At 73.3% G+C, this 13,371-nt stretch carries 14 protein-coding genes; 12 read left to right on the top strand and 2 right to left on the bottom strand.

Annotated features, from left to right (window positions below; genetic code table 11):
- Positions 1-100 precede the first annotated feature (100 nt).
- On the bottom strand, positions 101-1,084 hold the full coding sequence (locus ACQPYN_RS24825) for a helix-turn-helix transcriptional regulator (RefSeq protein WP_433028902.1): 984 nt from the start codon (positions 1,082-1,084) through the stop codon (positions 101-103).
- 128 nt (positions 1,085-1,212) lie between these two features.
- Here ACQPYN_RS24825 and ACQPYN_RS24820 point away from each other — a divergent pair, with 128 nt between their 5' ends.
- The 4 genes from ACQPYN_RS24820 to ACQPYN_RS24805 all read left to right on the top strand — a co-directional run bounded on the left by ACQPYN_RS24820 (position 1,213) and on the right by ACQPYN_RS24805 (position 3,275).
- Entirely contained in the window at positions 1,213-1,539 is a 327-nt protein-coding gene (locus ACQPYN_RS24820) for a DMT family transporter (RefSeq protein WP_433028900.1), read from the top strand.
- Positions 1,540-1,550: 11 nt separating this feature from the next.
- Positions 1,551-2,204 carry a TetR/AcrR family transcriptional regulator gene (locus ACQPYN_RS24815; protein WP_433028898.1) on the top strand — a complete coding sequence of 218 codons (654 nt, stop codon included), beginning with the start codon at positions 1,551-1,553 and terminating at the stop codon, positions 2,202-2,204.
- Positions 2,201-2,437 carry a hypothetical protein gene (locus tag ACQPYN_RS24810; protein ID WP_433028896.1) on the top strand — a complete coding sequence of 79 codons (237 nt, stop codon included), beginning with the start codon at positions 2,201-2,203 and terminating at the stop codon, positions 2,435-2,437. The genes ACQPYN_RS24815 and ACQPYN_RS24810 overlap by 4 nt, the downstream gene beginning before the upstream one ends.
- A gap of 157 nt (positions 2,438-2,594) precedes the next feature.
- Positions 2,595-3,275, top strand: a complete 681-nt coding sequence (locus ACQPYN_RS24805; RefSeq protein WP_433028894.1) for a hypothetical protein — start codon at positions 2,595-2,597, stop codon at positions 3,273-3,275.
- A 113-nt stretch (positions 3,276-3,388) separates the two neighbouring features.
- Here ACQPYN_RS24805 and ACQPYN_RS24800 read toward each other — a convergent pair whose 3' ends face one another.
- On the bottom strand, positions 3,389-4,138 hold the full coding sequence (locus ACQPYN_RS24800) for a GntR family transcriptional regulator (RefSeq protein ID WP_433028892.1): 750 nt from the start codon (positions 4,136-4,138) through the stop codon (positions 3,389-3,391).
- Positions 4,139-4,287: 149 nt separating this feature from the next.
- Here ACQPYN_RS24800 and iolC point away from each other — a divergent pair, with 149 nt between their 5' ends.
- From iolC to ACQPYN_RS24760, 8 genes are read left to right on the top strand one after another with little or no spacing between them, the layout of a single operon-like run.
- Positions 4,288-5,253 (top strand): 5-dehydro-2-deoxygluconokinase, encoded by a 966-nt coding sequence (gene iolC, locus ACQPYN_RS24795; protein ID WP_433028890.1) that lies wholly within the window; start codon positions 4,288-4,290, stop codon positions 5,251-5,253.
- Positions 5,250-6,143: a Cgl0159 family (beta/alpha)8-fold protein gene (locus ACQPYN_RS24790; protein ID WP_433028888.1), complete on the top strand. Its 894-nt coding sequence runs from the start codon at positions 5,250-5,252 to the stop codon at positions 6,141-6,143. The genes iolC and ACQPYN_RS24790 overlap by 4 nt, the downstream gene beginning before the upstream one ends.
- The gene (iolB, locus tag ACQPYN_RS24785) at positions 6,140-7,018 is read left to right on the top strand and encodes a 5-deoxy-glucuronate isomerase (protein ID WP_433028886.1); all 879 of its coding nucleotides are present in this window, start codon (positions 6,140-6,142) and stop codon (positions 7,016-7,018) included. Before ACQPYN_RS24790 ends, iolB begins: the two co-directional genes overlap by 4 nt.
- Positions 7,015-8,919 carry a 3D-(3,5/4)-trihydroxycyclohexane-1,2-dione acylhydrolase (decyclizing) gene (gene iolD / locus ACQPYN_RS24780; RefSeq protein WP_433028884.1) on the top strand — a complete coding sequence of 635 codons (1,905 nt, stop codon included), beginning with the start codon at positions 7,015-7,017 and terminating at the stop codon, positions 8,917-8,919. Before iolB ends, iolD begins: the two co-directional genes overlap by 4 nt.
- Positions 8,916-9,845, top strand: a complete 930-nt coding sequence (locus ACQPYN_RS24775) for a sugar phosphate isomerase/epimerase family protein (RefSeq protein ID WP_433028882.1) — start codon at positions 8,916-8,918, stop codon at positions 9,843-9,845. Before iolD ends, ACQPYN_RS24775 begins: the two co-directional genes overlap by 4 nt.
- 12 nt (positions 9,846-9,857) lie before the next feature.
- Positions 9,858-10,916, top strand: coding sequence for a Gfo/Idh/MocA family protein (locus ACQPYN_RS24770; RefSeq protein ID WP_433028880.1), 1,059 nt, complete (start codon positions 9,858-9,860; stop codon positions 10,914-10,916).
- A complete protein-coding gene (locus tag ACQPYN_RS24765; RefSeq protein WP_433028878.1) occupies positions 10,913-11,818 on the top strand; it encodes a sugar phosphate isomerase/epimerase family protein in 906 nt (301 codons plus the stop codon). Before ACQPYN_RS24770 ends, ACQPYN_RS24765 begins: the two co-directional genes overlap by 4 nt.
- Positions 11,815-13,320, top strand: coding sequence for a CoA-acylating methylmalonate-semialdehyde dehydrogenase (locus tag ACQPYN_RS24760; RefSeq protein WP_433028876.1), 1,506 nt, complete (start codon positions 11,815-11,817; stop codon positions 13,318-13,320). The genes ACQPYN_RS24765 and ACQPYN_RS24760 overlap by 4 nt, the downstream gene beginning before the upstream one ends.
- Positions 13,321-13,371 lie beyond the last annotated feature (51 nt).

Genomic DNA, 13,371 nt, shown 5'->3' with positions numbered 1-13,371 from the left:
CACGGGTCAGAAGCCGTTGGGGTCGTAGGCGGTGGTCTCGAAGGTGCCGTCGGCGTTGGTGTCGACGACGGCGGACTCGCGAACCGCGACACGGCGTCAGCTAGTGGCGCAGCGTCGCGCTGGGCGAACGCCCGTAGTGCTCCCGGTAGACCACCGAGAACCGCCCGGGGTGCGCGAAGCCCCAGCGCGCGGCGATCGCCTCGACGCGGTCGCCACGGGTGGGGTCGCCGTCGCGCAGGTCGCGGTGTGCGTGCTCGAGCCGGACGCGGCGCAGGTACTCGAGCGGCGTCATGTCCCGGTGGCGGCGGAAGGCGAGCTGGAGCGAGCGCGCCCCGATCCGCGCGGCCTCGGCGATCTCGGTGAGCCCGATGTCCCGGTGGGCGTGGGCGTCCATGTAGTCGACCGCGCGGCGCACCGTGGCCGGCTCGCCGTTCCCGTCGCCGTGCGCGAGCGGGTCGGTGAGCGCGTCGAGGGCGGTGTTCGGGAAGGTCGCGAGCAGGGCCGAGGCGAGCTGCTGCACGACGTTGGCGCGCACCAGCGGCTGGGCCATGAGCGCGTCGGAGGCGATGACCTCGTCCTGGAGATACTGGCTCAACCGCGACCAGTAGCCGGCGAGCGAGGCCGACACCGGGGCCGCCGAGGTGAACGTGATCGCACCGGGGTCGAGCCCGGAGACGCCGGCACCGACGCGGGCGACCTCGGCGGGGTCGAGCGCCGTCGCGAGCACGGTGACGTCGTCCCAGCCCGTCTCGTACGCCGACCAGGTCGGCGTCAGCTTGAGCGACCCGCTGACCTCGCCGCGACCGTCGCGGACGTGGTGCGGCCCGCCCGCGAGGGTCTGCACCACGACCAGGGCCTCCGGGGGCTCGCACCACGCGTGGAGCGGACCCGAGTGGCGCACCTTCCCCATCACGACGGGACCGGCGACGGCGACCTCGGTCCAGAACGAGAACCCGTGCGGATCGACCCGGCCGGGCCGCATGTCGGTGTAGGTCTCGCGGAGGTACTCGGTCGCGGCGTCCGGGTCGGTGCTGGCCCAGCGGTACCGCGTGACCGGCTGCGGCCGCGTCGCCACACCCTCCATGCCTCACCCCTCCGATCGATCGTGCGCGACCGAGTATTGCGGATGAGGGAACGGGTCGGCCACGTGTGAGCACATACTCGAGTACAATTTGGTCAGTCGCCCAGTTTGTTTGCCCGGAAGGCGGACCCGTGCCCTACGTGCTCCTCGCCGTCGCGATCGCCTGCGAGGTGGTCGCGACGGTGTCGCTCAAGCTCTCCGAGGGGTTCACCCGGCTCGTCCCGTCCGTCGTCGTGGTCGTCGGCTATCTCGCGGCGTTCGCGTTCCTGTCGCAGGCCCTGGCGCGGGGGCTCGGCGTGAGCGTCGCCTACGGGCTGTGGGCTGCCGCGGGGGTCGCGCTCGTCGCGATCGCCGGCGCGGTGCTGCTCGGCGAGACCCTGACGTGGGTCCAGATCGGCGGGATCGGGCTGGTCATCGCGGGGGTGCTGGCCCTCGAGCTCGGGGCCCAACCGACGTGAGCCCGGCCGACGTGAGCCCAGACCACACGAACGCCGCCTCGGCCCCCACCACCGACGGGCGGCGACGCAAGGGCGAGGAACGGCGCCGCCTGCTGCGTGAGGCGACGATGCGGCGCATCGCCGACGGCGGGGTCGCCGCGGTCACCCAGCGGTCCGTCGCGGCCGAGGCGGGCCTCACGCCGAGCCTCGTCAGCTACCACTACCCGACGGTCGACGCGCTCCTGTCGGCGACGCTCGCCGCGGTCAACGACGCCTACGTCGCCGCACTGGAGCGGTGCGCGCGGCACGACGACCCGGTGCGGGCCCTGGCCGGCTTCGTCGCGGCCTGCGGCGCCGACCGCGGTCCCGCCGTCGCCGCGGAGTACGAGCTCTTCCTGCAGGCCGGGCGCCGCCCCGCGCTGCGGGGAGTGGGAGCGCTGGACCGCCGCGCTCGACGCCCTCCTGCTCCCGCTGGTGCCCGACCCGTCGCGGCGGCTCGCGGCCGCGGCGGGGGTCGACGGCCTGTTCCTGCGGTGCTGGTGCGACGACCGTCCGTGGGCGACCGCCGACGTCGAGCGGGTCCTGCGCACCCTGGTGCCCGCAGATCTGGTGTGACGCCCGATGATCCCGCTACCGTCGGTGCTCCCGTGACCGGCCCGGTCACCCGAGCCGGGGACGGTCGATGAAGAAGCTCGCGGAGCTCCTGGTCTGCTTCCTGCACCCCATCGCCGTGATCCTCGTGTGGCTCAACCTCGTGGTGCGCCCCGAGCTCAGCGCCACCGCCAAGATCGTCTGGGCGGTGCTCGCCCTGGTCCCGATCGTGCCGTTCGTCTACGTGCTCACCGGCGGCGAGCTGTGGGAGGGCAAGCCGAAGACCGGCCCGGCGGCGGTGGGCCCGGGCGGGGCCCGGCGCCCGTGATGTCCGGTTCGCGCTGATCGGTCCGTGCCCCGATCGGGGTGTCCCCGGGACCCGGGGTCGCCTACGGTCGGACAGCGCGGTCCAGCAGCGGTGCCGCGGTGACCTGAGTCCTCGACCCGGCGACGCCTCCCACTCGTGCGTCGCGCTGGGAGACCGCATGCTCGACCGTGCCCGGACGGCCCAGGGGGATCCCCCCGGAGCCGTCGGGTTCCCGCCGCCCGACGACGCCCTCTGGACGTGGGTCGCCGGCTCCGGTGTCGACAGCGTCGAGCTCAAGGTCCTGCTCCGGCCCGGTCCCGGCACGGGGGCGCGCTTCACGGTGCACCACGCCAGCCGGGTGCGACAGCGCCGGCTCTACCTGATGGACACCCCGGACCTGGTCCTCGCGCGCGCGGGCGTCCACGTCCGTCTGCGTGACCGCGGACGCGACCGCTGGGACGTCACCGTCCGGCTGCGGGGCGAGGGCCCGGTGGCCGACCTGCCCCGCCCCGGCGGCGCGCGGGTGGAGCTGGACGTCCTGCCGGGTCACGCCTTCCACTCCACCGAGCTGCGCGAGGTGGTCGACGTCGACCGCGCCCTCGCCTGCCGCGACGGGCACCTCGACACCCGCGAGGTGCTCACCGGGGCCCAGGCCGCGCTGCTCGACGAGGCCGCCCCGGGGTGGCGGCGCTGCGCGCCCACGGGCCGCTGGCCGTCGAGCGGGTCACGGTGCCGCGCCCGCGGTGCCAGCTCCCGCACGCCCGCCACGAGCGCTGCCGCTTCCCCGGCGGACTGGTGCTCGAGGAGTTCTCGGCGCGCTGCGCGCCGGAGGAGGCCGCGGACGTCGCGCGGGCCGTGACCCGCTTCCTCGCCCTCCACGACGCCGCCGCGGTGCCGGAGCAGCGCACCAAGACCGCGGCCTGGCTCGACGAGCTGCTCCGGGGCGCGGGGGTCTGAGCCCGGATCGCCGGGTCAGATCACCAGCGAGGTCTGCACCGTGTACTGCGACGCGCGGTAGATGTGGCGCCCGAGCTCGACCAGACGGCCCGTGTCGTCGTAGACCAGCCGCTGCATCGTGACGCACGCGGCCGGCTCCGTCTCGCCGAGCAGGGCGGCCTCCTCCGAGGTCACCAGACGGGCGCCGATGGTCTGGTGCGCGATGGCGAAGGTGACGCCCTGGGCGCGCAGGGTGGCGTAGAGGCCCCGCTCGCGCAGCTCCTCCTCCTCGAGCCGGAAGCGGTCGGGAAGGTAGTTCGTCATGATCGCGAGCGGGTCGCCGTCAGCACGGCGGAGCCGACGCAGGTGCACGAGCCGCTCGTCGACCTCCACGACGTCGTCGACGCCGAGCTCCGCGGCCGTGCCCGACGACCGCTCGAGCAGCTCGGTGGAGGGCTCGTGGCCCGTCGAGGCGAGGTCGTCGTGCAGGCTCGAGAACTTGACGTCCCGGCGGATCGGCGGTGCCGCGACCACCTGCGTGCCCACCCCCCGCTTGCGGACGAGCAGGCCCTTGCGCACGAGCTCCTGGATGGCCTGGCGGGCCGTGGGGCGGGCGAGACCGAGCCGGGTGGTCATGGCGAGCTCGTTCTCCAGGCGGTCGCCCGGGCGCAGGGCCCCGTCGGTGATCGCGCGCTCGAGGGCCAGGGAGAGCTGGTGATAGAGGGGCACCGGGCTGGAGCGGTCGAGCTCGATCGGCAGCTCGACGGGCCCGGACGCGACGGTCATGACATCGATCCTAACCGCAGAGCCTATTGGTCTCAATGACTCTATGTCTGGACAAACTATTGACGGTGGCGCGGCTCGCTGCCTAACGTCCTCGTCATCGCCGCGGCACATCGCCGGAGGCCCTCGAGACGGACGGACGAGGACAGCCCATGAGCACCGCCAGCACCGCGCCGGAGGTCCTGACGTTCGGGCGCAGCGGGGTGGACATCTACCCACTGCAGACCGGCGTCGGGCTCGAGGACGTCGAGACCTTCGGGAAGTTCCTCGGGGGCACCACCGCCAACGTGGCCGTGGCCGCGAGCCGGCTCGGCCGGCGCGCCGCGATCATCACCGGGGTCGGCGACGACCCCTTCGGCCGGTACGTGCGCCGCGAGCTGCGCCGCCTCGGCGTCGACGACGCGCACGTCGTCACCGACCCGCACCACCTCACGCCCGTGACCTTCTGCGAGATCTTCCCGCCGGACGACTTCCCGCTGTGGTTCTACCGGCGCCCGACCGCCCCCGATCTGCAGGTCCGCACCGCCGACGTCGACCTCGACGTCGCCCGCGCCGCCGACCTGCTCTGGCTCTCGGTCACCGGCCTGTCCGAGGAGCCCAGCCGCCAGACGCACCACGACGTCCTGGACGCCCGGGACCGCCGGGGCCACGTCGTCCTCGACCTCGACTACCGCCCGATGTTCTGGGCCGACGCCGCGACGGCGACCTCCGAGGTCCAGAAGGTCCTCGGCCAGGTCACCGTCGCGGTCGGCAACCGCGAGGAGTGCGAGGTCGCGGTCGGCGAGACCGACCCCGAACGCGCCGCCGACGCGCTGCTCGACGCCGGCGTGCAGATCGCCGTCGTCAAGCAGGGACCGCGCGGTGTGCTCGGCAAGACCCGCGACGGCGAGCGCGTCGAGGCGCCGCCGATCCCCGTGACCCCTCTCAACGGCCTGGGCGCCGGCGACAGCTTCGGCGGCTCGCTGGCCCACGGCCTGCTCGCCGGGTGGGACCTCGGGACCGTGCTGCACCGCGCCAACGCCGCCGGCGCGATCGTCGCGTCCCGCCTCGAGTGCTCCACCGCGATGCCCACCCCCGACGAGATCGACATCCTGCTCGAGAAGGGCTCCCCGGCATGACCTTCGCCGCCACCTACGACGACGTCCGCGCAATCCGCGCGACCGAACCGGAACGGGTCGCCAAGCTGCTCGCGGCCCGCCGCCGGCGACCGTTCGTCCCCGCCGACGGGCGTCTCATGATCGTCGCGGCGGACCACCCCGCCCGCGGCGCGCTGGCGGCCGGCGGCCGCGCCGACGCCATGGCGAGCCGTCCCGAGCTGCTCGACCGTCTGCGCGCCGCGCTCGCCCGCCCGGGCGTCGACGGCGTCCTCGCCACCTCCGACATCCTCGAGGACCTGCTGCTGCTCGGGGCGCTCGAGGACAAGGTCGTCGTGTCCTCGCTCAACCGCGGCGGGCTGGCCGGCGCGGTCTTCGAGATGGACGACCGCATGACCGGCTACGACGTCCGCGGCACGGTCGAGGCCGGCTTCGACGCCGCCAAGATGCTCACCCGCATCGACTACGACGACCCGGGCACCGTCGAGACCCTGCAGGCCTGCGCCGACGCGGTCACCGAGCTCAACCGCGCGCAGACCGTCGCCATGGTCGAGCCCTTCATCTCCCGCCGCGTGGAGGGGAAGGTCATCAACGACCTCTCGCCCGCGGCCGTGGTGCGCTCGATCCACATCACCCAGGGGCTCGGGGCGAGCAGCGCCTACACGTGGATGAAGCTGCCCGTGGTCGACGAGATGGAGCGCGTCATGGACGCGACGACGCTGCCGACCCTGCTGCTCGGCGGCGACCCGGCGTCCGCGCCCGAGGAGACCTACGCGTCGTGGCGGCACGCCCTGGCCCTGCCGAGCGTGCGCGGGCTCATCGTCGGCCGCACGCTGCTCTACCCGTCCGACGACGACGTCGCCGGCGCCGTGGACACGGCCGTGGCGATGGTCCGACCGGGGGTGCGGGCATGAGCGCGCCGACCCGTGCCGAGCTGCACGTCCCGGCCGGCACCGCCGCGGCGTCCGGATACGACCTCGAGATCACCCCGGCGACCGCGGGCTGGACCTGGTCGAGCCTGCGGACGCTGACGCTCGGCGCCGGGGAGCGCCGGGAGGTCGTGACCGGCGACGAGGAGATGATCGTCGTCCCGCTCTCCGGCGGTGTCACCGTCGGCGACGGCACCACCGAGTACGTGCTCGCCGGCCGGACCGACGTCTTCGCCGGCCCCACCGACGTCGCGTACCTCCCGATCGGCACCACGGCGACGCTCCGGGCCGACGAGGGGCCGGTCCGGGTCGCGCTGACCGGCGCCCGCACCGAGGTCGCGCTGCCCTTCCGCTACGTGCCGGCCGCCGACGTCCCCGTCGAGCTGCGCGGCGCCGGGCAGTGCAGCCGCCAGGTGCGCAACTTCGGTGCCGCCGGGATCTTCGAGGCCGGCAACCTCATCGCCGTCGAGGTGATCACCCCCGGCGGCAACTGGTCGAGCTACCCCGCCCACAAGCACGACGAGGCGACCGAGCACGAGTCGCAGCTCGAGGAGATCTACCACTACGTCATCGCGCCCGGCCCGCACGGCGAGCCCGGTCTCGGCTTCCACCGCACCAGCGCCTCGGACGCGGGCGACATCGACGTGCTCGTCGAGGTCCGCGACCGCGACACGGTCCTCGTGCCCCACGGCTGGCACGGCCCGTGTGCCGCGGCCCCCGGCCACGACATGTACTACCTCAACGTCATGGCCGGCCCTGGCGAGCGCGCCTGGAAGATCACCGACCACCCCGACCAGGCCTGGGTCCGCGCCACGTGGGCGGACCAGGCAGTGGATCCCCGTTTGGCAGGCCACTCATGAGCGAGACCGTCCGTCTCACCGTCGCCCAGGCCCTCGTCCGCTTCCTCGGCGCCCAGTACTCCGAGCGCGACGGCGTCGAGCAGAAGCTGTTCGCCGGCTGCTTCGGCATCTTCGGCCACGGCAACGTGGCCGGCATCGGGCAGGCGCTGCTCGAGGCCGAGCTCGCTGAACCCGAGCTCCTGCCCTACGTCCTCGGCCGCAACGAGCAGGCCATGGTGCACTCCGCCGCGGCCTACGCCCGCATGAAGGACCGTCTCCAGACCTGGGCCGTCTCGACGAGCGTCGGCCCCGGGGCCACCAACATGGTCACCGGCGCGGCCCTGGCGACGATCAACCGCCTGCCGGTGCTCCTGATGCCCGCGGACACCTTCGCCGACCGCGCCGCGTCCCCGCTGCTCCAGGAGCTGGAGCTGCCGGACTCCGGCGACGTCACCGTCAACGACTGCTTCCGCCCGGTCTCGCGCTACTTCGACCGCGTGTGGCGCCCGGAGCAGCTGCCGTCGGCGATGCTCGCCGCGATGCGGGTGCTCACCGACCCGGCCGAGACCGGCGCGGTGACGGTCTGCTTCCCGCAGGACGTGCAGGCCCAGGCCCACGACTGGCCCGTGGAGCTGTTCGCGAAGCGCGTGTGGCACGTCGCCCGCCCGCTGCCCGAGCGGGCCGCCGTCGCGCGGGCCGTGGAGGCGATCCGCTCCGCGCGGCGCCCGCTGGTCGTCGCCGGCGGCGGCGTCCACTACAGCGGCGCGACCGACGCCCTCGCGGCGTTCTGCGAGGCCACCCGCATCCCCGTCGGCCAGAGCCAGGCCGGCAAGGGCACGCTGCTGTTCGACCACCCGCAGTGCCTCGGGGCGATCGGCTCCACGGGCACCACGGCCGCCAACGCGATCGCCCGGGACGCCGACGTCGTCATCGGGATCGGCACCCGGTACTCCGACTTCACCACCGCCAGCCGGACCGCGTTCCAGGCCGACGGCGTCCGGTTCGTCAACATCAACGTCGCCGGGCTGGACGCGGTGAAGCACTCCGGGATCGGGGTCGTCGCCGACGCCCGCGAGACCCTCGAGGCGCTCACCACGGCACTGGACGGGCACCGGGTCGGCTCCGGCTACGAGGCCGAGTACCAGCGGCTCGACGCCGAGTGGGAGGCGACGGTCGCCCGGGTCCATGCGGATGTCCCGTCGGACGGCCTGCTCACCCAGAACGCCGTGATCGGGATGGTCAACGAGCTCACCGACCCGCGCGACGTGGTGGTCTGCGCCGCCGGCTCCATGCCCGGTGACCTGCACAAACTGTGGCGCACGCGGGATCCGAAGGGCTACCACGTCGAGTACGGCTACTCGTGCATGGGCTACGAGGTCGCCGGTGGCGTGGGCGTCGCTCTCGCGTGCCCCGCCCGGGACGTCGTCGTCATGGTCGGTGACGGGTCCTACCTGATGATGGCCACCGAGCTGGTCACCGCGGTCCAGGAGGGCGTCAAGGTGATCACCGTCCTCGTGCAGAACCACGGCTACGCCTCGATCGGCGCCCTGTCCGAGGAGCTCGGCTCGCAGCGCTTCGGCACCCGCTACCGCTACCGATCGGGCTCCGGGCGCCTCGACGGCGAGCGGCTGCCCGTCGACCTCGCCGCGAACGCCGAGTCGCTCGGCGTCCGCGTCCTGCGCGTCCGCACCGCCGACGAGTTCGCCGCCGCCCTCCGGGAGGCCAAGGCCGCCGCCACCAGTGTCGTCGTCCACGTCGAGACCGACCCGCTGGTGCCCGCCCCCGACTCCCGCTCGTGGTGGGACGTCCCGGTCGCCGAGGTGTCGTCCCTCGACTCGACCCAGCGGGCCCGCAAGACCTACGACGACGCGAAGTCCACCCAGCAGACCTTCCTCCACCCCAGCGAAGAGGTGTCCTCGTGAGTTCGAGCTCGACCAGCAGGATCAGGGTCGGCAGTGCCCCCGACTCCTGGGGTGTCTGGTTCCCCAGCGACCCCGACCAGACCCCGGCCGACCGCTTCCTCGCCGAGGTCGCGGCCGCCGGCTACGACGTCATCGAGCTCGGCCCGTACGGCTACCTGCCGACCGACCCGACCGAGCTCGCCGACACCCTGCGCGCCCACGGCCTGACGGTGTCCGCCGGCACCGTCTTCGAGCACCTGCACCGCCCGGACAGCTTCGACCACGTCTGGGAGCAGGTCACGGAGGTCGCCGCGCTGACCCGCGCCGTGGGCGGCGAGCACCTCGTCGTCATCCCCGAGCCGTGGCGCGACCACAAGACCGGCGCGCCGCTCGAGTCGCCGACCCTCGACGCCGCTGGCTGGGACCGCCTGACCACCGGCATGGATCAGCTCGGCCGCCGGGTGCTCGAGGAGTACGGCCTGCGCGTGCAGTTCCACTCGCACGCCGACTCGCACGTCGGCTACCAGTCGGAGATCGAGCGGTTCGTCGAGTCGACCGACCCCCGCTACGTCAACCTCTGCCTGGACACCGGGCACGTCTCCTACTACCGGGGCGACAACGTCGCGATCATCCGGAAGTACCCCGAGCGCATCGGCTACCTGCACCTCAAGCAGGTCGACCCCGCGGTGATCGACCGCGTCGAGGCCGAGGACCTGCCGTTCCCGGATGCCGTCAAGGCCGGCGCGATGATCGAGCCGCCCTACGGCGTGCCCTCGATGCCCGAGGTGCTGCAGGCCGTCGAGGAGGCGGGACTCGACGTCTTCGCCATCGTCGAGCAGGACATGTACCCCTGCCCGCCCGACCAGCCGCTGCCGATCGCGCAGCGCACCCACACCTACCTCGGCTCCTGCGGCACCGGCTCGGTCCGCATCGGCACGCCGGCCTGAGAGGAGGCAGCCATGAGCTCCCAGGACACCGAACTGAAGGTCGCCGTCCTCGGCGTCGGCAAGATGGGCTCGTTCCACGTCGAGAGCCTGTCGCGGCGCACCCGGGGCGCCCGCGTCACCGTGGTCAGCGACTTCTCGGACGAGCAGGCCCACCGCGTCGCCGACCCGATCGGCGCCCGGGTCGTCGCCGACCCGCTCGCGGCGATCGCCGCCGACGACGTCGACGCCGTCGTGATCGCCAGCCCCGGGACGGCGCACGAGGAGCAGGTCCTGGCCTGCCTCGAGGCCGGCAAGCCCGTGCTGTGCGAGAAGCCGCTGACCACCGAGGCCGCCACCGCGGCCGCCGTGCACCGCCGTGAGATCGAGCTCGGCCGCCGCCTGATCCAGGTCGGCTTCATGCGCCGCTTCGACCACGAGTACGCCGCGCTGCAGCAGATGATCGCCGGCGACGAGCTCGGCGCGCCCCTGATGCTGCACTGCACCCACCGCAACCCCGCGGTCCCGGAGTTCTTCGACTCCGAGTTCATGATCCGCGACTCGGTCGTCCACGAGGCCGACTCCGCGCGCTTCCTGCTCGGCGAGGAGATCACCGCGGTCAGCGTGGTGCGCGGCCGCCCGACCGGGAGCGCCCCGGCCGGGGTGTCCGACCCCATGCTGGTGCTCTTCGAGGCCGAGTCCGGCGCCCTGGTCACCATCGAGATCTTCGTGCGGACGGGCATCGCCTACGAGGTCCGCACCGAGGTCGTCGCCGAGCGCGGCTCCGCCCTGATCGGCCTCGACCAGAACGTGGTCACGAAGCGGGTCGGCGGGACGTGGGGCGGGACGAGCACGCCGGACTTCGTCGCCCGCTTCGGCCAGGCCTACGACGACCAGATGCAGCGCTGGGTGGACGCGGCGACCCGGGGCGTCACCACGGGCGGCGACGCCGTCGACGGCCCGGGCAGCTGGGACGGCTACGCGGCCGCCGCGATCTGCGAGGCCGGCGTGGCCGCCGTCATCAAGGGCGAGCGCGTGGAGACCGGGATGGAGGCCCGCTCGGGGGCGAGCGGAGCGACGGGGGATGACTCATGAGGCTCGCCCTGGACGCCCAGATGTTCCACCGCACCCACGCGGTGACCGACCTGCCCGACGCCGTCGCCCGCGCCGGCTACCAGTGGATGGAGCTCTCCCCGAAGGAGGACTTCATCCCGTTCTTCGCCCATCCCCGGGTCGACTCCGCGACCGTCGCTACGCTGCGCCGTCGTGCCGCCGACGCCGGCGTGGGCATCTCCTCGGTGCTGCCGGTGCTGCGCTGGTCGGGGCCGTCCGAGGACGCCCGCCAGGCCGCCGTCCGTGCCTGGCGCCGGGCCCTCCAGATCACCGTCGACCTCGGCGTCGACACGATGAACACCGAGTTCAACGGTCGCCCGGAGGCCGCGGAGCACGCCGAGGCGATGTTCCTGCGCTCGTTCGAGGAGCTGGCGCCGGATTTCGAGCGCGAGGGCATCCGCCTCGTGCTCGAGCCGCACCCCGACGACTTCATCGAGGACGGGCACGCCGCGGTCGACATGGTCGCCGGCCTGGACCGCGACTGGGTCACGTTCCTCTACTGCACGCCGCACACGTTCCATCAGGGCAACGACCCGGCGGGGATCATCGCCCGCGCCGGTGCCCGGGTGACCAACGTGCACCTCGCCGACACCCTCGACCACACCGCGTCGGGCGGCCTGCGCTACATCGTCAACCCGCCCGGTTCCACCGTGCGCGTGCACCAGCACGCCCCGATGGGCGCAGGCGAGGTCGACTTCGACGCCGTCTTCGCCGCGCTCGCCGCGGCCGGGTTCGACGGCACACTGACCCACTGCGTGTTCGGCTGGGAGGAGCGTGCGAGCGAGATCGTCGCCGCGGACCGCGCCACCATCACCGACCTCGTCAGCAAGCACTTCGGCTCGGACACTGCTCTGGAGTCGCCATCCGGAAGGACGTCCCCATGACCGAGACCCTCCACCACTGGGCCGCCGGCGCGGTCCTGAAGTCCGCGACCGACCGCTTCGGCGACGTCACCGACCCGGCGACGGGCGAGGTGACCCGCCAGGTCGCGCTGGCGACCGAGACCGACGTCGAGCAGGTCATCGAGGCGGCCGCCCGGGCCTACCCCGGCTGGCGCGACACCTCGCTGACCAAGCGGACGTCGATCCTGTTCCGCTTCCGCGAGCTGCTCAACGAACGTGCCGGCGAGCTCGCCGAGATCATCACCGCCGAGCACGGCAAGGTGCTCTCCGACGCCGCCGGCGAGGTCGCCCGCGGCCAGGAGGTCGTCGAGTTCGCCTGCGGGATGCCGCACCTGCTCAAGGGCTCGGCCACCGAGAACGCCTCGACCGGCATCGACGTCTCCTCGATCCGCCAGCCGCTCGGCATCGTCGGGATCATCAGCCCGTTCAACTTCCCGGCGATGGTGCCGATGTGGTTCTTCCCGATCGCGATCGCCGCCGGCAACACCGTGGTGCTCAAGCCCTCGGAGAAGGTGCCCTCGGCGGCCCAGTGGATGGCCGAGCTCTGGCGCGAGGCCGGGTTGCCCGACGGGGTGTTCAACGTCCTGCACGGCGACAAGGTCGCCGTCGACGGGCTGCTGACCCACCCCGAGGTGAAGAGCATCAGCTTCGTCGGCTCGACGCCGATCGCGCGCTACGTCTACGAGACGGGCACCGCCCACGGCAAGCGCGTGCAGGCCCTCGGCGGAGCGAAGAACCACGCCGTCGTGCTGCCGGACGCCGACCTCGACCTGGCCGCCGACCAGGCCATCAACGCGGGCTTCGGCTCGGCGGGCGAGCGGTGCATGGCGATCTCCGCGGTGGTCGCGGTGGGTTCGGCCGGGGACGTGCTCGTGGAGAAGATCGCCGAGCGGGCCCGCGGCCTGGTCACCGGCGACGGCCGTCGCGGCGCGGACATGGGCCCGCTGGTGACGGCCGCCGCACGCGATCGCGTCGCGTCCTACGTCGACGCGGGCGAGGCCGCCGGGGCGACGCTGGTGGTCGACGGCCGGGGCGTCACGCCCGACGCCGACGGTGACGGCTTCTTCGTCGGCCCGACGCTGTTCGACCACGTCACCACCGACATGTCGATCTACACCGACGAGATCTTCGGTCCGGTGCTGGCCGTGGTCCGCGTCGACACCTACGACGAGGCCGTCGCCCTGATCAACGCCAACCCCTACGGCAACGGCACCGCGATCTTCACCAACGACGGTGGCGCCGCACGGCGCTTCCAGAACGAGGTGGAGGTCGGGATGATCGGCATCAACGTGCCGGTGCCGGTCCCGATGGCCTACTACAGCTTCGGTGGCTGGAAGAACTCGCTGTTCGGCGACACCCACGCCCACGGGGCGGAGGGCGTGCACTTCTTCACCCGCGGCAAGGTCGTCACCGCCCGCTGGATCGACCCGGCCCGGCGCGGGGAGTCCGGCGAGCTCGACCTGGGGTTCCCCCGCAACTCCTGATCCCCGCTCGCGGCACCCGCGGTCGGCCTCCGAGCCGGCCGCGGGCGCTCC

The sequence above is a fragment of the Actinomycetospora sp. CA-053990 genome, assembly GCF_050948445.1.
In the GTDB taxonomy this organism is placed as follows: domain Bacteria; phylum Actinomycetota; class Actinomycetes; order Mycobacteriales; family Pseudonocardiaceae; genus Actinomycetospora; species Actinomycetospora callitridis.
The sequence above is the reverse complement of the archived record's forward strand: the minus strand, read 5'-3'. Positions and strand labels throughout refer to the sequence as shown.

What these genes read in the sequence shown, in the direction of transcription:
- ACQPYN_RS24825 (WP_433028902.1), bottom strand. Translation starts at nt 1,084, where the DNA reads ATGGAGGGTGTGGCGACGCGGCCGCAGCCGGTCACGCGGTACCGCTGG.
- ACQPYN_RS24810 (WP_433028896.1), top strand. Translation starts at nt 2,201, where the DNA reads ATGAAGAAGCTCGCGGAGCTCCTGGTCTGCTTCCTGCACCCCATCGCC.
- ACQPYN_RS24805 (WP_433028894.1), top strand. Translation starts at nt 2,595, where the DNA reads ATGCTCGACCGTGCCCGGACGGCCCAGGGGGATCCCCCCGGAGCCGTC.
- ACQPYN_RS24800 (WP_433028892.1), bottom strand. Translation starts at nt 4,138, where the DNA reads ATGACCGTCGCGTCCGGGCCCGTCGAGCTGCCGATCGAGCTCGACCGC.
- iolC (WP_433028890.1), top strand. Translation starts at nt 4,288, where the DNA reads ATGAGCACCGCCAGCACCGCGCCGGAGGTCCTGACGTTCGGGCGCAGC.
- ACQPYN_RS24790 (WP_433028888.1), top strand. Translation starts at nt 5,250, where the DNA reads ATGACCTTCGCCGCCACCTACGACGACGTCCGCGCAATCCGCGCGACC.
- iolB (WP_433028886.1), top strand. Translation starts at nt 6,140, where the DNA reads ATGAGCGCGCCGACCCGTGCCGAGCTGCACGTCCCGGCCGGCACCGCC.
- iolD (WP_433028884.1), top strand. Translation starts at nt 7,015, where the DNA reads ATGAGCGAGACCGTCCGTCTCACCGTCGCCCAGGCCCTCGTCCGCTTC.
- ACQPYN_RS24770 (WP_433028880.1), top strand. Translation starts at nt 9,858, where the DNA reads ATGAGCTCCCAGGACACCGAACTGAAGGTCGCCGTCCTCGGCGTCGGC.
- ACQPYN_RS24765 (WP_433028878.1), top strand. Translation starts at nt 10,913, where the DNA reads ATGAGGCTCGCCCTGGACGCCCAGATGTTCCACCGCACCCACGCGGTG.
- ACQPYN_RS24760 (WP_433028876.1), top strand. Translation starts at nt 11,815, where the DNA reads ATGACCGAGACCCTCCACCACTGGGCCGCCGGCGCGGTCCTGAAGTCC.